14 protein-coding genes, 3 pseudogenes and 2 CRISPR repeat arrays are annotated in these 20,460 nt (G+C 54.1%); of the genes and pseudogenes, 12 read left to right on the top strand and 5 right to left on the bottom strand.

The window, feature by feature from the left end:
• Together BG842_RS32785 and BG842_RS16025 are read right to left on the bottom strand one after the other, a co-directional pair.
• The coding region (locus BG842_RS32785; protein ID WP_342764809.1) for a SprT-like domain-containing protein at nucleotides 1-164 on the bottom strand (164 nt) is incomplete at its 3' end.
• Between the two features lie 75 nt (nucleotides 165-239).
• On the bottom strand, nucleotides 240-569 hold the full coding sequence (locus tag BG842_RS16025) for a hypothetical protein (protein ID WP_069450422.1): 330 nt from the start codon (nucleotides 567-569) through the stop codon (nucleotides 240-242).
• A gap of 856 nt (nucleotides 570-1,425) precedes the next feature.
• Between BG842_RS16025 and BG842_RS16030 the strand changes: the two genes are divergently transcribed.
• Nucleotides 1,426-2,001: a DoxX family protein gene (locus tag BG842_RS16030; protein ID WP_069451536.1), complete on the top strand. Its 576-nt coding sequence runs from the start codon at nucleotides 1,426-1,428 to the stop codon at nucleotides 1,999-2,001.
• Between the two features lie 309 nt (nucleotides 2,002-2,310).
• Here the strand turns inward: BG842_RS16030 and BG842_RS29990 are convergent, their stop codons facing one another.
• The gene (locus BG842_RS29990; protein ID WP_069451537.1) at nucleotides 2,311-2,724 is read right to left on the bottom strand and encodes a hypothetical protein; all 414 of its coding nucleotides are present in this window, start codon (nucleotides 2,722-2,724) and stop codon (nucleotides 2,311-2,313) included.
• A 754-nt stretch (nucleotides 2,725-3,478) separates the two neighbouring features.
• A CRISPR array of direct repeats spans nucleotides 3,479-4,098; the repeat unit is 37 nt; unit sequence GTTTCAATCCCGGTGTGGGTTTCTACCTCATCGCGAC.
• A gap of 108 nt (nucleotides 4,099-4,206) precedes the next feature.
• Complete coding sequence (gene csa3, locus BG842_RS16040) at nucleotides 4,207-4,848, bottom strand: CRISPR-associated CARF protein Csa3 (protein WP_069451538.1); 642 nt, start codon at nucleotides 4,846-4,848, stop codon at nucleotides 4,207-4,209.
• Between the two features lie 176 nt (nucleotides 4,849-5,024).
• Between csa3 and cas6 the strand changes: the two genes are divergently transcribed.
• The 10 genes and pseudogenes from cas6 to BG842_RS27795 all read left to right on the top strand — a co-directional run bounded on the left by cas6 (nucleotide 5,025) and on the right by BG842_RS27795 (nucleotide 17,614).
• Entirely contained in the window at nucleotides 5,025-5,873 is an 849-nt protein-coding gene (cas6, locus tag BG842_RS16045; RefSeq protein ID WP_069451539.1) for a CRISPR system precrRNA processing endoribonuclease RAMP protein Cas6, read from the top strand.
• Nucleotides 5,870-8,341, top strand: a complete 2,472-nt coding sequence (locus tag BG842_RS16050) for a hypothetical protein (protein WP_069451540.1) — start codon at nucleotides 5,870-5,872, stop codon at nucleotides 8,339-8,341. The genes cas6 and BG842_RS16050 overlap by 4 nt, the downstream gene beginning before the upstream one ends.
• Nucleotides 8,342-8,357: 16 nt before the next feature.
• Complete coding sequence (gene cas7d / locus BG842_RS16055; RefSeq protein WP_069451541.1) at nucleotides 8,358-9,299, top strand: type I-D CRISPR-associated protein Cas7/Csc2; 942 nt, start codon at nucleotides 8,358-8,360, stop codon at nucleotides 9,297-9,299.
• Nucleotides 9,292-9,996: a hypothetical protein gene (locus tag BG842_RS16060; RefSeq protein ID WP_069451542.1), complete on the top strand. Its 705-nt coding sequence runs from the start codon at nucleotides 9,292-9,294 to the stop codon at nucleotides 9,994-9,996. The genes cas7d and BG842_RS16060 overlap by 8 nt, the downstream gene beginning before the upstream one ends.
• The gene (gene cas3, locus BG842_RS16065; RefSeq protein ID WP_069451543.1) at nucleotides 9,993-11,882 is read left to right on the top strand and encodes a type I-D CRISPR-associated helicase Cas3'; all 1,890 of its coding nucleotides are present in this window, start codon (nucleotides 9,993-9,995) and stop codon (nucleotides 11,880-11,882) included. Before BG842_RS16060 ends, cas3 begins: the two co-directional genes overlap by 4 nt.
• A 101-nt stretch (nucleotides 11,883-11,983) precedes the next feature.
• Nucleotides 11,984-12,469: pseudogene (gene cas4, locus BG842_RS16070) on the top strand (CRISPR-associated protein Cas4); the annotation flags it as partial.
• Nucleotides 12,466-13,460 (top strand): annotated as a pseudogene (gene cas1 / locus BG842_RS16075) (CRISPR-associated endonuclease Cas1). The pseudogenes cas4 and cas1, both read left to right, overlap by 4 nt.
• Nucleotides 13,457-13,729 carry a CRISPR-associated endonuclease Cas2 gene (cas2, locus tag BG842_RS16080; protein ID WP_069451544.1) on the top strand — a complete coding sequence of 91 codons (273 nt, stop codon included), beginning with the start codon at nucleotides 13,457-13,459 and terminating at the stop codon, nucleotides 13,727-13,729. The pseudogene cas1 and the gene cas2 overlap by 4 nt, the downstream one beginning before the upstream one ends.
• A 116-nt stretch (nucleotides 13,730-13,845) precedes the next feature.
• Nucleotides 13,846-16,068: direct repeats of the CRISPR family, unit length 37 nt; unit sequence GTCGAAGCACCGAAGAAACCCGCACCGGGATTGAAAC.
• A gap of 107 nt (nucleotides 16,069-16,175) precedes the next feature.
• Nucleotides 16,176-16,460: a DUF86 domain-containing protein gene (locus tag BG842_RS16085; protein WP_083252580.1), complete on the top strand. Its 285-nt coding sequence runs from the start codon at nucleotides 16,176-16,178 to the stop codon at nucleotides 16,458-16,460.
• A 332-nt stretch (nucleotides 16,461-16,792) separates the two neighbouring features.
• Nucleotides 16,793-17,614 carry a SpvB/TcaC N-terminal domain-containing protein gene (locus BG842_RS27795; protein WP_083252581.1) on the top strand — a complete coding sequence of 274 codons (822 nt, stop codon included), beginning with the start codon at nucleotides 16,793-16,795 and terminating at the stop codon, nucleotides 17,612-17,614.
• Between the two features lie 111 nt (nucleotides 17,615-17,725).
• Here BG842_RS27795 and BG842_RS16095 read toward each other — a convergent pair.
• A pseudogene (locus BG842_RS16095) lies at nucleotides 17,726-18,899 on the bottom strand (ISH3 family transposase).
• Between the two features lie 592 nt (nucleotides 18,900-19,491).
• Between BG842_RS16095 and BG842_RS16105 the strand changes: the two are divergent.
• A complete protein-coding gene (locus tag BG842_RS16105) occupies nucleotides 19,492-19,986 on the top strand; it encodes a hypothetical protein (RefSeq protein ID WP_069451548.1) in 495 nt (164 codons plus the stop codon).
• The last annotated feature ends 474 nt before the right edge of the window (nucleotides 19,987-20,460 follow it).

Below are 20,460 nucleotides of genomic sequence, written 5' to 3' on the forward strand. Positions count from 1 at the left end.
GCCTCGCCGAACTCGTGATACTGCCACGCGTGGATGAGTTCGTGGCGGACGGTGGACCTGAATTGCTCCCACCCGTGGTGTTCGTAGGCTTTCCAGGTGAGCGCAATGGTGATTGCCTCTGTTGTCGGATCGTACTTCGTGACGCCGGCCGTCACTGGGCACACTTTGACTGTTAGATTCAGGAAGTCTCCTGCAGAGATAGCCTTTGAAGTGGACCATCGGTTGGCTACCTACTCGGTTTAGTCGGCGTGTTCGAGGACCTTCGCAATGGTCACAATCGCGTCAAACTCGGTTGACGTTCCCTGAATGGTAATTTCTCCTTCATCGCGATCATATTCAATCGAATCAATTTCAGCTGTTTTCGGGATATGCACTTGGCGAAGAGAGAGTTCGATCCGATCGTACTGCTCGTCAGGAATTGTTTCATCAGTCGCGTCGTTTTCGTGATTTGCAACATAATCCACAAGCTCATCAACCGTTACTGTTCCACTCTGTTGATCGAGATAGTATAGTGCGTATCGTCGCCGCTTCGTACTGAATAAGTCGAAGATTGTGTCTAACGTCGCCATGTTTCCCATCAACGTCTAGCCAATGGCCGACGATAGTGATTGTGGATTCGACCACCACCCCGGAAAAAATTCTTGCTCCAAATTGTGTTAAGAACATTTTATTAAAACCCGGAGAGTTGTCAACCGGAGGCCCCGAATGTCCCAATTCATGGAAATTCTTGTGCTTTAGCGAAGGGGGAATGTCAAAGCGAACTCAGCCTAGGACGTCTGGATTGAGTAGAATATTAACAGCTGCCGTGATTCCGAAACTCGTTATGATCGCACTTTGAACACTGGGTTGGCTTTGAAATGAACGTTGTACCACAGTCTTCACATTCAAAAATATCACCGGTTGTTCGAACTTGCTTTTCCGTTTGCTGAGGGGCCTCTTCCGGACTGAAGGCGTCACGTAACCGATGAAGGATTTCCATAGTCTGGTATGGGGTACAAGCAACTAATCCATATATGTTTTCATTCTAAAAATTATGAATCGATTGTTAATCTATTCCGCAATAAATATAGATATATAATCTGTGATTGGAGTTTATTTGATAAATTGACGCCACTGAGAATTATCGAGACATGGATTAAAACGGAAGCGCAGGTTTATTCGGCAGTTCCTTCCGGCTTGCTTTCACGATGGATAGTCTGGGAAGCCATCGAGGCCATCGCAGTCACGGTCCTCCGGTAGCCCGCTCTCGTCGTCGATAGGTGTCTCAGTATCTTCACTCTCGTCGCCATTCACCAAGACAAAAATGAGTCGATAGCAGTGCTAAATAATTTCTATAACCAATGAAAATCCATGACACAGCCTATCTAAATACACTTATATACTTCGCCGTTGTTTTAGAAAGTAGGAAGTTTTTCTTCCGAGACCATGACAGCATCCACCATCTCTCCAGACACTCGCAACACCTTCGAAAGCACCATCGGTGGCTACACGGTCGGCACCCGTGCCCACAGCCTCTCAGCTTGGTTCGTCCTCGCGCTTCGGCTCATGATGGGGTGGGCGTTCGCATACTCGGGATTCACGAAAATCGTCGCCGCCGAACCGTTCTCGGCCGGTGGCTACCTGGCGAACGTCGCCGCGACCAACGGCAACCCGATTGCAGGCCTATTCGCCTGGATGGGCTCGACCCCGTGGTTCGTCGAGGTCGCGAACGTGGCCGTCCCGTGGGGCGAGCTGTTCATCGGTCTTGGACTGCTCGTCGGCGCGTTTGTCCGCCTTGCGGCGTTCTTCGGCGCGCTCATGATGCTCATGTTCTACTTCGGGAACTGGGACATCGCTCACGGCGTCATCAACGGCGACTTCGCGTACATGCTCGTGTTCCTGGCCGTTGCAGCGTTCGGTGCCGGCCGGATCCTCGGCCTCGACACGTACATCGAACAGTACAAGATCGGCGGTCAGGCGCTCCTCGAGCGCTACCCCATCCTCGAGTACGTCCTCGGGTAGATTCTGACAGGCAACCCCATACCGCCTTCATGTGAGAATCGGTCTATCACTCGTTCTTGATCCTTCGTTTCCTCCCATCAAATTCGGCCGTCTCGCTCGTTCTAGTGAGTGAATCGGCACGGTACTTGTCATAACATTCTCATCTGCACTACGTACGCGCCCAGACGGAAAAGCCGGCGGTGTCTCTGGCGCGATACAGTTGTCACTCTTAGCGATTATAGTGTGGATACACTTCATGAGTGGACACTGATCAGCGATTTACGGAAGCGTTTGTTGACAGGCTATAGAGAAGAGGGGCTGAGAGAGGAGTTACTCTGGAATCTCTCGCCGATCCGTTTTTACGCATTCCCAACACGGGCAGCCACCGAGGCCGTCACAATCGCAGTTGTCTGGTTTGGTCTCGCCTTCGTCCTTCGAGGGGAATGCGTCGAGCGTCCCGTCGTCAGTCGCGTTCTCGACGGCGGCCATGTGTGTGCAGAATGCGTTCCGGTGGACGTGATGCGGGCATGTGCAGGCCATCAGTTCGTGGGTCACGTCGTCGATGGAGACCACGTACTGGTGGTCTGCGGGGTTCTCGTGGCTCTCGTTGGTGACTTTGACGTGTCCAGGGGCATCGACGCCGAAGGTAAATTGTTCGGCCTGTGCGCGTATTGGTGCCGTCTCATTAGAACGAATAGAGACGACATTGAGTGCTATAAGAACAATAAGACGCTCAACGCTCAACTACGTCGAATCGAGTGCTGGCAGACCGGACATTGCCGTTTCTCCCCATCAGTCGTACAATTCGTTGCATTTCCAGTCCATCCACATTCAGGACATTGAGCGATGTCAGTAGACATCTCAGCTTAGGCTAACCACACCTCCACCAACAATCTTGGTCTAAAGATACTACTAAGTAGCTGCTCCAGCCACTACCCCACCAATCTCGCGGGTATACATTGATTGTCAGAATATTACTAGTACACCGCGTTGTGAGAATGCCAGCATATGGCTACTGCTTGCTACTCACCTCAACGCGAACCGAGTAGCTCACAGTGGCCAGTCAGGGAGTGATGATCGGCTATCCTGCCAATGGATCGATTTATTTCCGAGTGCATTGCGGAGTCATATCCAAGTGCAGTGAGTGACCACTTTTCCTCTATCTAGCACTCGTTGAGCTCCCAACGAAGCAAGCACTACAGATCGACAGAACAAACCTATCTATTTAGCATGATTCGGTAGCGTGGATTAGAGTATCCGATGCGGTAGCTGTAGGAATCCAGTTCGCGCCCAGTCTCGTCTCCGAGAGTGTCCTGCAAGACGTCCGTGATAGTGCCTTCTTCCCGTGGTGTTCGCTATCGGGATCAGTCTCTGAGACGTAGACTTGTACGTCGTCGCCCGGTTGGTAGGGTCGGTTGATTAGTATAATATACTATCCCGTGCGGGTTTCTTCGGTGCTTCGACTTCGCAGACCGACTTGCCGAGCACGCAAACAACGGTTTCAATCCCGGTGTGGGTTTCTACCTCATCGCGACACAACGCCGACCGCAACCACGATTGTGTGTACAACGGGTTTCAATCCCGGTGTGGGTTTCTACCTCATCGCGACGTACGGCGTCTGGAACGACTACGGTGTCAGTGCTGTTGTTTCAATCCCGGTGTGGGTTTCTACCTCATCGCGACACCTCCGCGCCGCGCCCGGTCACGATCTTTGCCCGGGTTTCAATCCCGGTGTGGGTTTCTACCTCATCGCGACCGTGTCTGGCTTCCCGGCACCGGGACAATACAACCGTTTCAATCCCGGTGTGGGTTTCTACCTCATCGCGACCGGCGTAAACCATCCGACTATTTTGTAGCCTCTCAGTTTCAATCCCGGTGTGGGTTTCTACCTCATCGCGACAATGTTTCAGTAAATCGGAAAGCCTGCGTCCAGGTGTTTCAATCCCGGTGTGGGTTTCTACCTCATCGCGACGATGAATCACGGGAATCAAATCAAGAGCTATTACCAGTTTCAATCCCGGTGTGGGTTTCTACCTCATCGCGACGCCGGGCGATTTGACCCACGAGACCTACGATGGCTTGTTTCAATCCCGGTGTGGGTTTCTACCTCATCGCGACAGGGGGTGATAATCCGCCGAGAGACCCTATAGTTTACGCAAGACTCACGAGAGTGGCTCCTTGCTTCGTGGACCACCCCTGTACACGTCATTCAAGTGGGTCCACGAACTACCCGAGTCGGAGTAGCCGCAGCCGACCCCCGAGCGTCAGTTTGATGTGCCGGGTCTTTCCCTGTTTCACGGTCTCAACGGCATCGGCTGCTTCGAGGTCGTCGAGGTGTCGACCAACGGTGCTCCGCGACTGTTCGGTTTGCTTAGCGATCGCAGGCAACGTCGATTCTCCATCCGCTTCTGAGACCGCCCGGAGCGTCGGGTGTGTTTTTGCTGAAACAGGCTCCATCAGTTCCGGGAGTGCGAGCTCTTTGACTTCTTCGTCGATATCAGTGAACTGAAGCACAGTGTCGAGTTGATCATTCACGACGAGAGCGGCAATAGTGAATGCAAGGAAAATTTCCCGCGGCCCGCCACCGAAGTTAGCAATCGTCTCTCCGTCGGCGGCGGTAAGGACGTCAGTACATTCTTCGACTGCGGTCGGAAACTCGTCGTGTGTGACCTCTTCGACTACGACTTCGATATTCGGTCCGAGCTCCGAAAAAATCCGCTTTACGTCTGCGACCGCGCTGTCCCCGTCTTCATTGTCGTTGTACGGTCGGAGTAGCACGACCAGGTCACCCGCGTTGAGTCCGTGATCGAGTACCGGGCGTACCACTCGAGTATCGTAGTAGCCAATCGTCGAGACGTACGTGCGCACATGTACATGTTGAACCGTGCGCATCTAAACGATTCCGCTGCACATTCCTGCAGTCATCCCCGCCCACTTGCGGATATTCGCACACATATCATCGCTTCAATAAGACTAAATTGACACCGCTACGAGGGTAGTTGCGTGCAGGTGATTGACAGAGTAATCAGTGATCGGAGGTGGCGATGCGCCAGATCACGTTGACGCTTGAACCGGACGATTCGTTTGTCATTCCAAGTGCCGACGGGTATCAGGTGTACGGGGCACTGCTCGGTGCGCTCGACGATGTCGCATCGAACGTGAGCGAACGGATCCACGACACTCAACTAGGAAGCCTCCACAATAGTGGGCTCCTAGGGTCTTTTCGTGGATGTGACCGCAAGTTCCACAAGCGCGTCGATCCCTCGGAATCGTATCGACTTGCGCTGGGCGTAACCGACCCTGCAGATCAAAGCGTGTTTGAAGCACTCGCTGACGCGTTCGTATTCAGCGGCGATTCGTTGGGACTCGCGGAGGGGTCACTTCAGGTTCGGGACTTCGCGAGTAGTAACACGACTCACGAGGAGATATTAGAAGAGGCGGCTGCGACAGTTGCCGAACGAGCAGATACGTTCGATATCGAGATGCAGTTTCGGACACCGACCTGCATTGAGGAAGCTGACGAGATCACGACCATGTTCCCCCATCGAGGGTCAGTATTCCGGTCACTGTTGCGGCGATGGAATCGAACATTACCAACCGAGTTAGCGGACCACTGTCAACTTGGTATGACGCGAACGGACTTTGAGTCCAACCTCATCGAGAAACCCGATGCGCGAACCTACGAGACACATAGCGTGCTCGTTAATCGGGGGGAGGACGGCTCGCCGATCCTCGCCCAGGGGTTCACGGGGACGTGTATCTATCGGTTCAAGAACGCCAGTGAGGCGATCCGAACCGCGGTGACCGCTCTCGCGGAATTCAGTGAGTACGCTGGAGTCGGGAGTTCGGTCGCCCGTGGATGTGGGACTGTAGAGGTGCAAATGCAGAGATGAGCATTCCTGAGACACCAGCTGCCGCCGCGCGATATGCCCACGAGTTCCTCGTCGGGTCCTCACTTGTCGAAAATGTCGTCGATGCAGCGGGTGAGTACGACGCGAAAACAGATCCTGAGGAGACGACGTCACTCGCGGCTCACCTCCTCAATGCGATGACTATCGGCGTGAACACCTTCGTGTACAGCGCCGTCAATGGGGGGCGTGATATCACTGAATTGGAAGAAGAACTCAGAGTCCTTGCGTCTGCGCTTGTTTTGCACGACACCAACAAGTATGTACAGGAAGCGTATGGGATCAAATCTAACGGGAACACCCGTGAGGTGTTCGAAACGTATTTCAACGAAGGCGACGATTTCGGTGTCGAAGGGTTTCTCGGCGACGGATACCGGGATGATCTCCTATACCTTGTCCAGCGAACTGAGCTGACAGAGGATAGTCGTGAGACACGAGGCACGGACACTGAATTCGTGGGGCTCGACCGCTACTGTCGACTCGGCGACCAAGTCGCCTCGGTGATTCTGCGCGAGGGAGTCGAGAGCGGTTACAAGGCGATGGCGAAGAAACTTGACGACGAGGAAATCCATCTCCTCGAACTGAACGCCGTCGAACAGCCAGTCCTCAACGACGAACTAATCGGCCGGACAAAGGAAGTCATCTCAGGTGAGGACGGCGGCGAAGAGGTCGGTGTCGTTGTCGGGAGCACACCGGATCGTGTGCTGTATCTCGGTACTGACATTGACCGCGATGAGCTTCGAGAACGTGTTCACGCCCATCTCAGCACGGAACTAATCGAGAGTGGCCGATACTCATTCTCGTGTAAGCTCGGATGGAATTCGTTCGATTACGATATCCTCGCAGAGTTCGCGCTCAACCCAGAACAAAAGGAGCAAATCATCGCCGAAGAGTTTCGTGAACTACTCCATGATGGGAAGGCTGGTGTCGAAGCATTCGAAAGAATTCCCGAGGATTTTGACCAATACTTCGCCATTCTAGCCAAGGCAATGTACATTGACCGCCAGTCAGAATTCGAAGATCCGGGGCTACAAGAAGCCTATGACGAAGTTCTTGAAATCGGCCGTCAGAAGGTTAAAATTCACTATATTGCACATCTCATCAGGAATTTCAACGAGCATCAGAACGCCTTGGATAATCTTGCCGAGAAGCTTCGGCCAGAACTTCACTCAGATCTTGAACCGGAAAATGATGAGATAGATACAGTGGTAAATCGATTCTTCGATGCAACAATTACCACCATACTCCCAGAGAAAGAAAATATGTGCTTTTTCTGTGGATCTACTGCCCGGACAGAATATAAGAAAGGTCAGGAGGCTATAATTCGAACTCAAGAATTCTCACGGAGAGTTCCACCACGTCCCAAGCAAAAATATAAGTCAATATGCGGAGTTTGCAACCTTGAGTACGCACTCTTCTCAGAGTACTGTAAGCAGTCCAATGTGAATTTGAGGTCAAGCATTGATGTCGCATACTACTACTTTGACGACTTCCTCGGAGATATCCGACTACGAGGAGGGCGGATGGGGGTGGAGCCGGGAGAAAGCTTAGACCTGAGTGATAGCGAGATAGTGAAAAATCTCATTCGACCACAATATTACATCCAGCCGTTCGAATTTGGTGGGAGGAGAAATATGAGCGACAAGAACCACCGGATGGTCGTCGTCCGCCAACTTATGCAGCGCGCGCAGGCTGTCGGGATGAAAGTCGTCCTCGGGCGACCGTTCACACGGTTCGAGAGCGCCGACGAGGCCTTCGTTGATGAGGACGCGATCCGCGAGCAGGAGGCGCTCGGACTTGACTCGGCCGCTCGATTCGGACCTCTCCCGCCGTTCATCGATAGTGACGACCGGCCCGAATCTCACTTGCGTCGTGCGCTCGCATTACACAAGCTCATCGCAACGGTCGGATACGAGGCAGGGATGAACAATCCATATCTCCAGCTTGATCGAGATACGTTCCACTCGTTGACAGACTTCGCAGTTCGGAACCACGACAATGCGACTCGACTTCCTGAGCTGCGGTCGTACCTCGAAACATACCATTCAAATCAACTTATGGACATGAAAACCGTCGCCCGAAGAGGAGTCGATCTCTTCGGCAAGCAATTCGACAGCAAGTATAAGAAGACAAAGATCTTCCGCGAGGCGATCGACTCGTTCCTCAGCGGAAAGAACCAGCGGATGTCAGAGGAAGACCTCCTCGAATACGTTGAGGCACAGGTGTACACGGCAGCAGATCGCGAGGACTACGCCGGCTATACAACGCCAGAGCAGGCGGAGGCCTTCGTTGATGCGGTTCGCTCGTATCTCGTCGAAAACGATCTATACACGCTGAAGAAGCTATCCGATTGGGAGAACGCACTCGTCAACTCGTATCTCTACGCATACGAGCAGGTGCTCAACGAGGACACGAAGGACGACGCGGAAACCGAGGAAGCGGCTACGAACTAATAACAGCAACTCACCAATGACACTCACGTATCCGGATACCGGCCTTGTCGAATCGTTCGAGATCTACCGTACTCAGAAACCGAGCATCACGCTCATTGTCGAGCGGGAGATTACCGAACCGACGTTGTTCCGCAACTCGAGTACCGACCGCGCTGAAACCCAGCAGTTCGGCGACCGACTGCACGCCCAGGTGAACGGCGAGAAATTCACCAGCAAAGAGCGTCTTACCGGATTAGACTTGCTCCGCAGGCTCGGCGACGAGTTCGTCCACGAAGCGTACACGTACAACGAACCGGCTGAATTGCTTGAATCGGTGAACGTTGGAACCCTTACGTACGGACTTGCAGGTACCGGTGATCAAGACTTCGCGATCAAATCCCGTGTTATAGAGGGCTACACCTACACAACCGACGAGTACGATCTGATGAACAAGGAGACTCGGAATGCAGTATACGAGTCCGGAACGATGCGTGACGAAGAGGGTGGCCAGTCGGAGGCACTCTTTGACTATGTAAAAGTGCAGCCGGGCAACTCACTCATCCATTTCGTCACGCTGGAAGCCGCAACGGGACCGATGCTTCTCTACGTACTTCACAATCTCCTGAATACAGGTCGGTACGGCGCCCGGGAGACGCGGACGGGGCGAAATGTCCGGAATTCCGTCCTTGGTATCGTCCTCGGAGATCATGATACCTCACTTTCGACTGGCGAACTTCTGATGGAGTACCACGACGAGGGAGACAACATAGAGATGTGTATTGGCGAGTACATCAGCGAGGTCCGCCGGTCCGAGTGGGAGGTCTATGGCGATGTCGAGGGAGCAGAGTCGTTCCCAGAGTGGTATGACCAATTGCACGCAGTCGCCGCACGTGAGGTGGACGACGCCGACGAGGAACTCACCGCGGAATTCCGTGATCTCACTGACGCGGCGATGAACGTATTTGGGAAAAATGATTGAGCGGACGTACGAGGCCCAGCTGTATGCCCCTCTATTCTATTCGAGCACAGAGGGACGCTCGATCCAAACCGAGCCGACACTCTCAGCAACAGCACTCATGCATGCACTCGGGTACCGGTACTTCGAACTGGAAAAGCGGTACGCACTTACTGGGGTGGAAACGACCGAACCGTCTTATGATCACCTACGTGAACTCCCGCTATTCGTCACAGATATGCGCCCCATAGCGGTCGACGCAGGTGAGCGCACGTTTCGCAGCACCGACTATCGGTCGGAACGCCACTTCACGACTAATGACCCGGAGGTCGCAAAGCGGGTAGCGGGCAAGAAGTCCGTCCCCGAGATCCTCGAACGCTCAGGTGCAGCGTGGCAAACTATCCGGAATTACCAAGGGATTTCACCGGGATCAACATTCGAGTTTACAGTCTGGAGCGCAGAGCCACTTCCTACTCGCCCGTCGTTTCGAATGGGAATCAAACAGACGGGCGAGTTCCGTGCACAGGAGTCAGAACTCAAGCAGCTGGTACTCAACAAATATCTCCTCGAAAATGTATATGATCTCTCTACTGAACAGTTGAAACACCTGCTTGAGGAGAGTGAGTCTTTCCGGCGTGGAAACGACCCCCGCCTCCAACACTTCGTTGGGACCAATCCAACATACGTTCGTGAACATGTGCTTCCCGAGGTGGTGCAGTGATCGTCAACGGAGCATCGCTTGCAATCGAGTCTCCAGCCGAGGGGTTCAAACGGCGGGGCTTTGAGTACGCGCGGGCATTCCAGAACCGAACGGCGGAGTGGGCTCACGATCCGGACTCGGAGCCGGTTGGTGTACTTCGAGCTCCAACCGGGGCGGGAAAGACGGCGACGTTCTACGAGTTGGTCGAAGAAAACGGGCTCACGCTCGTGGTCTATCCGACGAACGCGCTGCTCAACCAGCAGGCGAAACGGTTCGAAAATGAGGGGATCAAGGTCGCTCGGCTCACCGGCGATACTCTTTCTGGACATGGGGACGAGCGAGTCGAAAGCCTACTACAGTACACAGATCGATACAAGGGACACGATATCGTCGTAACAAACCCAGACATTCTCCAGGCTATCATTCAGGATATGTACCGTGGATCGACGAAGCCGATGATGTTCTTCGATCGGTTCGATGCCGTCATCTACGATGAATTTCACTTCTATGGCGACCTTGCTGCGAGCGGGCTCCTCCTGCAAATCCAGGTATTCCTCGACCGACACGCTGGGATGGACGTCTTGCTTGCGTCCGCGACACCAAACGAGTCGTTTGTCTCCTTCATTGAGGAGGAACTGTCGGTCCCGGTCCGGAATCTCTCGGTTGAGTACGACGATGAAGGAGATCCGTTTCGGCACCGAGTCACCGTCGAGAGGCACGAAGAGCGGACGATCAAGGAGTGCAATGAACAAGTCGCGACACGGCTCCAAAACCTCCTAGAAGACGCGACCGACACCAATACGCCACAAGTCGCACTCGTGTTCAACAGCGTCGCCGCGAGCAACGACTTCCATATGTATCTAAAGGAGGAATTCGAGAACGTCTTCGAACATACCGCGAAAGACAACGGATTCGACACGAACGATCCAGATGCACAGCTCGAAGAAGAGACGTTCTTCATTCTGAATACGACGAGCAAGGGAGAGGTCGGGCTAGACTACGATATTCGGACGCTGTTCATGGAGATACCTGCGACCCCGAGTTCGTTCCTCCAACGGTTTGGGCGCGCAGGGCGACAGCACGAGGCGACCGTCCACGTATTCGGACTGGGGGAAATGAGTTGGCCTGACCAACTGAGCTATCCGGCGTTCGTCGAGACAATCTATGAAGGACTTGACGACGGCAGAAGCGATGCACAAGATCACGCGACGCTTCGAGCGCTTATCGGACTACGAGCGGCCTACGCAATCCATACGCGACTGAATAGCGTAGAGTGGTTCGGGGAAGAGCTACGAGAGGACTTCGAATCCGTCACGGAGTACGACAGGTGGAGCGGATTCATCCGGAGCGTCGATGAAGCACTTGATGGGGTTGGCCAGTTCGGGCACCCGGTTACAAACAATAGCACGACACACAAGCTCCTCGCGTTCACAGTCCACTGTTTCGAGGTGTTCCGAAGCCTTCGTGGTCGGTCGCTGCCGGTGAACGTGCGATATCCGAGAGGAGACCGACTAGCGCTTACGACCTACGACTTGCTTACAACGCTTCGATACTACGACATTGAAGAGATTGAGGATAACGAGACAATCGTCGTCTCACGCCGGGACACGGACCGTCCAGTCATGATCACTGCTCGGTTCCCTGGCTACGAGAATCGCCCGCTCGATTATAGTGGTTCAAGCCGTGAGGTACGAGAGACATTTGAGCAATGGATTCGCCCAGAGATCGCCGAAGTGGATTTTGAGGCCGCAGATGTGAGCGAAGAGCTGATGAATCAGTTCTACAGTGTGCTTCAGCTCCCCGAGGCTGTCCAGCCAATCGAAGTCCGACACGGGCAACACACTGTGTACGTGGACGCAGAGGCCGGTGGACCACCAACTGTCAGAGTCGAATGCCGACAAATATGAGCGAAGAGCTACTCAATGTATCCGACCTGAATCAGTTCAGTTACTGCCCACGAAGATACTGGTATTTGAGATTTTTTGACACGCAATGACAAAACTATGAGCGAATCGAGGGCAAGTCGATGCACGACTCTCAGTCTACGCGTGGTGGCTGGCTAAACGAACTCTACATTGAGGACGAGGATCTCGGGTTAAAAGGCAAGATAGACGTGCTCGAACTCGACGGGGAACCAATCCCAATAGAGCGGAAACGAGCCGAAAGCGGGGAATTCTACAAAAGCGACGAACTCCAACTCGCAGGCTACTGTCTTCTACTCGAAGCACATCTTGAGGAGCCAGTTCGTGAAGGCGCAATCTATCTCTACGAGACTGACCAACGGATGCATGTTCGAATCACTGATGATCACCGAGAAGCCGTACGTGAGCAACTAGCTGCGATGCGGTCGATGAGTCCGGATGAAGTTCCGCCGATTACTGAGAATCCACAGAAGTGCGAGAGCTGTTCAACCCGGTCGTACTGCATGCCCCGCGAGACACTCACCCTAGAGCCGGATCGGATTCCAAGTGAGGAGTGGGAGGTGAAGTCATGAAAGCGAGCGACGGAATGTTCCTTGACTCAGTCATCTATGTCACGACCCAGGGAACACAGGTTCGGACCGACGGCGGACAAATCGTTGTCCACGATGTCGAGGGTGACAAGGGTGATCTCGGGACATTTCCCACCGCGAAGGTGGAGACAATCAACGTCTTCGGAGGTGTGAATTTCTCGACGCCGTTCGTCGCTGAGGCGAATGAACACGGGATTGTCCTCAATTACTTCACGCAGAACGGGAAATATCGTGGGAGCTTCGTTCCCGTGCGGAATACGATTGCGGAGGTCCGGCGCGCGCAGTACGCGTTGGATGATAGTGCTGAACTGACGATCGCAAAGGCGATGATATGCGCGAAGATACGTAATGCACGAACGCTGCTCTCACGGAAGGGCGTTACTGGCACCGACGTACTCCGAGACCTGAGCGAACGTGTTCATCATGTCGACTCGAAGGACGACCTCCGCGGGATAGAAGGCGAGGCAGCCGAGCGGTACTTCAACCGGCTCGACGAGACACTCGTCGATGGATGGACCTTTGAGACCCGGAGCACACGCCCGCCGAAGGACCATATCAATTCGTTGTTGTCGCTGACGTACGTTATGATGAAAAACGAGGTTATTACCGGACTCCGAAGCTACAATCTTGATCCATTTCTCGGCGTTCTTCACGCCGACCGTCACGGCCGACCATCACTCGCGCTTGACCTCCTCGAGGAATTCCGGTCGCTGTTTTGTGACGCATTCGTCACGCGAATCATCAACCGAAAAACATTCAACCATGATGATTTCAAGCAGGACAACCATCTGCGCGACGACGCCTTCCAGACGTTTCTCTCGAAATTCATGGGTACATGGAGGAAACGCTCACACATCCGCACTTCGAGTACGAGGTAAGCCGTCGGAAGGCAATTCATCAGCAAGCAATTCTGCTTCGGAAAGCGATCACTGGTGAACTGGACGAATATCATGCGCTGGAGGTACAGCGATGAGACTGGCGGTAACGTACGACGTCAGTGATGACGCCAATCGCCGGCGTGTGTATCGGACGCTCCAGCGGTACGGAGCATGGCGACAATATAGCGTCTTTGAGGTAGATGTCTCGAAGACCGAGCGCGTCAAACTAGAGGACGAATTGGCCGAGCAGATCAATGAGAAAGACGGTGATCGGGTTCGTATTTATCGGCTTTGTGAGTCCTGCCTTAGCGACATTACCGATCTCGGGACCGAGCCGCCGGACGACCAGTCGAACGTGATCTGAGAAGCTGCTTCGTCGACCCTTTTGAACCCTGTGTACAGCAGGGGTCGATGAACGATCCAGACTGAGTCACAGCTTGAACACAAACTATAGTACCTATGCGGTTGTTATCACCCCCTGTCGAAGCACCGAAGAAACCCGCACCGGGATTGAAACTGTTTCGGAATCGCCATTTACTATTACCTCCACCGCGTCGAAGCACCGAAGAAACCCGCACCGGGATTGAAACACGACGTCGTTGGAAATCCTGAAGAAAATCCACTCGCCGGAGTCGAAGCACCGAAGAAACCCGCACCGGGATTGAAACAGGACATCATACAACGAAAAGTCCGCGTCGTTGTACTGTCGAAGCACCGAAGAAACCCGCACCGGGATTGAAACTTAGCGACACACCCAGCGACGACACCGACGCGACGACGTCGAAGCACCGAAGAAACCCGCACCGGGATTGAAACACGACTAAAATGCCCACTTGTGACTATCCGGAGGTCGAAGCACCGAAGAAACCCGCACCGGGATTGAAACCCAGTGGAAATGGTAGCATCGACGGCCGGAGTCACTGGTCGAAGCACCGAAGAAACCCGCACCGGGATTGAAACAATCAGATTAGGCAGTCGTGACGTCCACGGTGATGTCGTCGAAGCACCGAAGAAACCCGCACCGGGATTGAAACGTCTGGAACGATGATAGTTGCATTTTCGCCGTACGTCGAAGCACCGAAGAAACCCGCACCGGGATTGAAACGACTGTCCCGGCGTCTGGCCCTGTGCCTGTTGCCACGTCGAAGCACCGAAGAAACCCGCACCGGGATTGAAACATGATGAGCGGGTAGGCACCGTCCCAGTTGGCGTGGGTCGAAGCACCGAAGAAACCCGCACCGGGATTGAAACTTGCGGGCGGGCGTGGGATGCCCATCGGTCGTGTTGGTCGAAGCACCGAAGAAACCCGCACCGGGATTGAAACCGCTCGGCTTCCGCCGCAACACGGTCGGCGAGTGCGTCGAAGCACCGAAGAAACCCGCACCGGGATTGAAACTGGTATGGGTGGTGGGACTGCCCCACCGCCACAGAGTCGAAGCACCGAAGAAACCCGCACCGGGATTGAAACAGCGCGTCGCCGGCTTCGGTGAGCGCCCACAGCACGTCGAAGCACCGAAGAAACCCGCACCGGGATTGAAACCGCCGGAGTCAAAGGCCGACGTCCAACTCGACCACGGTCGAAGCACCGAAGAAACCCGCACCGGGATTGAAACTACTGTGGCTGTACTCTGATAGCCAAGGGACCGTCGAAGCACCGAAGAAACCCGCACCGGGATTGAAACTTCTCAGATACTTCACGGCTTGTAACTGAGTCGGCGTCGAAGCACCGAAGAAACCCGCACCGGGATTGAAACTACCTATCCCATTGGACAAACCGAAGTTTGCGAAGGTGTCGAAGCACCGAAGAAACCCGCACCGGGATTGAAACTACCTATCCCATTGGACAAACCGAAGTTTGCGAAGGTGTCGAAGCACCGAAGAAACCCGCACCGGGATTGAAACACGCGGATATAGCGGTCGTCGCTAACCGATCGATAGGTCGAAGCACCGAAGAAACCCGCACCGGGATTGAAACACGCGGATATAGCGGTCGTCGCTAACCGATCGATAGGTCGAAGCACCGAAGAAACCCGCACCGGGATTGAAACGTTATTTTTGGACAGCGACTTTCTCGCACGCGACACGTCGAAGCACCGAAGAAACCCGCACCGGGATTGAAACATCCCATCGATGCCCGAACTCTAAGCCGGAGGACTCGTCGAAGCACCGAAGAAACCCGCACCGGGATTGAAACAATACTATATCGGCGATGGAAGCCAGTGGCAAAGTCGAAGCACCGAAGAAACCCGCACCGGGATTGAAACGGCATACAACGCAAGAGATACCATCAAGATCGGCCTTGTCGAAGCACCGAAGAAACCCGCACCGGGATTGAAACAACACCGAATAGACGCCCATCGCCCACAGGAGGTCGAAGCACCGAAGAAACCCGCACCGGGATTGAAACAATTTCCTGATATTTTCAGGTCCGCGGATTCCGAATTGTCGAAGCACCGAAGAAACCCGCACCGGGATTGAAACGATTTCGTCGCGTTGTGGGGAGACGTGACGGAGATAGGTCGAAGCACCGAAGAAACCCGCACCGGGATTGAAACTGGTCGCTGCTGGGAGACGCGCTGAAGTTGATTCGGAAGTCGAAGCACCGAAGAAACCCGCACCGGGATTGAAACTCGAACGAACCACACTCGGAACAATCTTGTCTCATTGTCGCGATGAGGTAGAAACCCACACCGGGATTGAAACAACTGTAATGAGGCCATCGTCTAGCCAAAGAGCGAACAGTTCTTGGAGACGGATGTTATGGCCGCCCAAGAACCGTTCACCGTCTCTTTGGACCCGAATCCGCTTGAGTGCTGGGACAACGAGAGCACCGCGAGCGTCTCAGATTGCTCGCGGTGCGGATTCACCCGACGGGTGTGGCATCCAAGGAAGCAGTTCGCATTCTCGGCCAAGAGAAGGTTATCGACGAGCAAACGATGAATACGCTCGTCGCAGCGATCGGGTTTCGGAATGTCCTCGCTCACGAGTACGGCAGAGTGGATTACGTTGAGGTGTACGAGACGCTCCAGACCGGACTGGACGTCTATGACTCGTTCAGTCGGCAAATCGCACAGTGGTTCCGCACTGAACGCTAATCCCTACCATCATAGACCGATGGAAACTACCGTTCTTGTTCTCTTTGTCGACCGTCTAGCGGCAACTTATGATAATCGCTGTTCGTGGCTGTAGTCACACAGAATAGTGCGCCAGTTACAGTGTTAGAAAGCAGATTTCAGACCACTCCGACGCCCGAGAGCGATTTGAGCGCAATCCATCTTCATATATCCCAATTCTCGTATTTTCCTGCTAAATAGTTAGTTGAGCAATAGCTATGTACAGTGCTAGCGAACACTCTGTTGAGATTATAACCATTAATAGCTAGGGATTATGGGGCGAGAAACCATGGTAACAGTAAAAGGGGGAAACTATGAGCAATAAGTCAGGGGTCGCCGATCAAGTCATTTCACTACCAGAAGGTGGTGGTGCACTTTCAGGAATCGGAGAAAAGTTCTCACCCGATCTATTCACCGGAACAGGGAATTTCACCGTTCCCATCGATCTTCCAGCCGGCCGAAACGGATTCCAGCCAGAACTGAGTCTCAGCTATAGTACAGGCAATGGAAACGGTCCCTTTGGCCTTGGACAGGCGCTGAGCGTTCCCGGCGTTAGTCGCAAAACATCGGATGGAATTCCAGTGTACAATGGGGACGATGTATTCGTCCTGTCCGGTGCTGAGGATCTCGTACCGATTTCGGAGACAGGTAACCGAACCCGGTATCGACCACGGACTGAGGGGCTCTTTGCTCGGATTCATCGTGAATTGGATGCGGTTAGTGACCACTGGGAAGTCAAGAGCAAAGACGGACTCACTAGCATCTATGGAACTCCGAATGAACGAGGCAATGATCCAGCAGTTGTCGCGGATTCGTCGAACCGAAATAAGGTATTCTCGTGGAAGCTTACGGAGACCACTGATCCATTCGAGAATCGCATTCAGTATGAATATGAACGAGACATGGGCGATGATGGACGCCCTGGACAACCAGCCCAACACCAGTGGGATCAACTCTACCTCAAGACGATCAAATACGTAGATTTCGAGGAGAGTGGGGATACAAAGTACCTTGTCTCGGTGAGGTTCGAATACGAAGATCGACCAGATCCATTTTCGGTACTTCCCGAGCGTCGCTTCGTGAGCTGTGCTGAGTCACGGATGACCAGAGTGAACGCTGGTGTAGTAGCTGAGTGAAGGAGAACTAGAGTCCACAGATGGAGAGAACCGAACCGAGAAAGCTGAGATACGCCGTTCTAGGCGAATGCTGTTGCTCGTCAGGTGCCTGCCCAAGGCCGCGGGCTGGCGTCAGCCCGCGGCCGATGCGTACGTTTCTGGCACACCGACGCCGTTCATCTTGATCTCCCAACTCCGCTCTAACTCTTCCTCTAATGCGTGTCTGATCCAGTCAGAGAAGGTCTTGAACGTGAATTCCTCGGGCAGGTCGCGCCCGCCCCGCCGTGGGCGGGCGACGACCGCCCAATCGAAGCACAAGCCAGAGGTTCTCCAACAAGAATCCAACCAAGACGAACGCAAAGCGGATGACTGGATCCTGTGTCGTTGTTATTACCCGCGCTTGGCGGAATACACGGTAGCTCGTCTCGATCGCCGATCGTTTCCGATAGAGTCGTTCGACTTGCTTCGGCGTGCGATCTGGCTGATCGCACGCCACATATCCTCGAACGACCTCGCCACTTTTCCCACGATCTCCGGCATGATAGGACACAGCGACCGCGAGCGGGAATTTTAGTTCTCGATCGCGGCCTTTGTACATCCGATAGGTCGTCATGTACGAGCAGTGTGTGTCCAATTTCTCTCTCATGCGCTTGCCCTTCTTTTGGACAGGAACGACAGTCGCAGCGATCTCCCGTGAGCGACGCAAGATACGCTCGTTATAGAAGCCACGATCAGCCAAGAGAAGCTCTATCTCGAAGGGAGAGGCTTCGACGCGGTCGAGGACGCGCTCGACCGCGTCGGCCTCCTTCTCATCACTGCGGACGTACGTCATGGCCAACGTCACCGGCTTGCCGTTCGAGACGAGATACGCTGTACAGTACCGGTGACACGTCGTTGTCCCGTCTTTGGCATGCATTCGGCAGAGTTCACCTTCCTTATCGGCGTACGTGCCGTGGTAGGGGTTATCGACTTCGTCGATAGAAACGATCCTCGACCGGTCAGGGTCGAGGATCGTCATCGCCAACTCCCTGAGAAGGCGGTTAGCAACGCTCTCAAGCCACTCCCGGTTGAGCGTATGTAGCCAAGCCATGACAGTATCGTCACAAGCAGCGTTCTCGTTGTCTTTGCACGTTTCCCAGACAGAGGCCTGATTGACGGCTGCAAGAATGACGACCGCCCAGATCTCGCCGGGATCGAGGGGCGAACCCTCGATCCCCGGCAATGGCAGCTGACAGATAACGTCTTCCGCTAGATCTTTCACGTCCGAGTCCGAAAGAACACCGTCTGGCTGAGGGATATTGAACACATTCACTCAACCAGACATCTTCCTAATTAGACTAACGCTTTAGCTTCAGTTCTCACATGGGTTGGGAAGTACCGACTATCGATCATTCTCATTTTCCCTTGGATCCTCGACATACTCATAGAGACCACGAGCACACCGGGTAATCCAGCCAGCGTCCCGAAGTCGTCGGAGATAAAACTCAACATTAGATTTTTCAATTCCAGTTTGATCAATAATGTATCGGGGGTTTGCACGTCCCCATGGCTCTCCACTCCCATGTCCCTCTTTGAATACGCTTAGAACACGGTCGCAATCTTTCGAGGGATCAAAGTTCTCGTTAACCATTTCTATGCAACTCATAGTGTAGTACAGTACAAAAGATGAGATGATATGCAAAATACTTTACTTTGAATCATAGATTGCACTGTGCAATACATAGCTTTATCCCCCTGGAAAATAGAGATGTGTCTATAGAAGCGCAGCCTGCCTTCGCAGAAGGCCGGTGTTTGGACCACCGACCGCGCTTCTGGGTCACAGAAGCATGACTAGCAATACCCCTGCCGTAGAAAAAACGCATCGACTACCAACCACCCTTCTCCGGAGGACAGCACTAATGGCGTCCTTCGACGAGAAACCCAACGGCGGGCTCCTCTCCCTCGAGGCCCAATTCGGCGAGAAATTCTTCCACCCCGTCAAACGCCTCGAACCCACACCCGACACTGCCGCCCAGGACCCGGACCAACCCACTCCAGATACCGACGAGCCAATCACCCGCGCGTACCTCGTCGAACTCCGCGTGGGCTTTCAAACTCGAACCAAGACCACCAATCAAGCGCCCTACTTGTACTGCATCTACGCCACGCCGGACTGCCAGCGGTTCTTCGAACGGCGCTGCCCGATCAACTACGACAAGGAAGGCTTCCAGATTCACGAGGACACCGACACATACCGCTCGGTCGCCACCACGAAAACGGGCAACCCGAAGCTCCCTTCGACACCACCGGGCGAAACCCACGCAGAAACCCGCGCACACTACAAATGCATCCTCGAACGGTGCTACGACATCGACGCCACCACCCACGCCACCACAACCGAGGTGCGCGCGTAGATGTCCCCCACAGAACGCCCTCTCCAGAGAGCGACAGCCATCGGCGGTGATGGGCGATGACCCGCACGTCCACCTCGATCACCCCCGAGGAGATCGAGAACACATTCGAACGCTGTCCCCACTGTGGAACCTACGCAGTGCAGATCACCGACTCCCATTACTGTGACAGCCATTTCACAAGCAACCTCAGCGATGCCGAACGCGACCAGCGCATCGCTGGTGACCCTATCCCGCCGATGAGACGGTCGCTATCGTCGATCAGCTTGCAGGCGACGCCTTCGCCTATCACGAACTCGACGCGGACAACCACTCACTCTGTACGCTGCAGACCGACAACCCACTCGCCTATTGCACGCGCACAGAGGCACAAGACGATCAGTACGCACCCTGCCAGCTCTGTCAGCGCCTTCGTCAGAAACGGGAGGCCGAGCAATGACCGATCAGCAGACGGTCCTCGCCTGGAGTGTACGGACC

It is taken from the genome of Haladaptatus sp. W1 (assembly GCF_001723155.1).
Taxonomy (GTDB): Archaea; Halobacteriota; Halobacteria; order Halobacteriales; family Haladaptataceae; genus Haladaptatus; species Haladaptatus paucihalophilus.

Excerpts from the sequence above, each read along its gene's own strand:
- BG842_RS16025 (WP_069450422.1), bottom strand. The coding sequence starts at position 569 with ATGGCGACGTTAGACACAATCTTCGACTTATTCAGTACGAAGCGGCGA.
- BG842_RS16030 (WP_069451536.1), top strand. The coding sequence starts at position 1,426 with ATGACAGCATCCACCATCTCTCCAGACACTCGCAACACCTTCGAAAGC.
- cas6 (WP_069451539.1), top strand. The coding sequence starts at position 5,025 with ATGCGCCAGATCACGTTGACGCTTGAACCGGACGATTCGTTTGTCATT.
- BG842_RS16050 (WP_069451540.1), top strand. The coding sequence starts at position 5,870 with ATGAGCATTCCTGAGACACCAGCTGCCGCCGCGCGATATGCCCACGAG.
- cas7d (WP_069451541.1), top strand. The coding sequence starts at position 8,358 with ATGACACTCACGTATCCGGATACCGGCCTTGTCGAATCGTTCGAGATC.
- BG842_RS16060 (WP_069451542.1), top strand. The coding sequence starts at position 9,292 with ATGATTGAGCGGACGTACGAGGCCCAGCTGTATGCCCCTCTATTCTAT.
- cas2 (WP_069451544.1), top strand. The coding sequence starts at position 13,457 with ATGAGACTGGCGGTAACGTACGACGTCAGTGATGACGCCAATCGCCGG.
- BG842_RS27795 (WP_083252581.1), top strand. The coding sequence starts at position 16,793 with ATGAGCAATAAGTCAGGGGTCGCCGATCAAGTCATTTCACTACCAGAA.
- BG842_RS16105 (WP_069451548.1), top strand. The coding sequence starts at position 19,492 with ATGGCGTCCTTCGACGAGAAACCCAACGGCGGGCTCCTCTCCCTCGAG.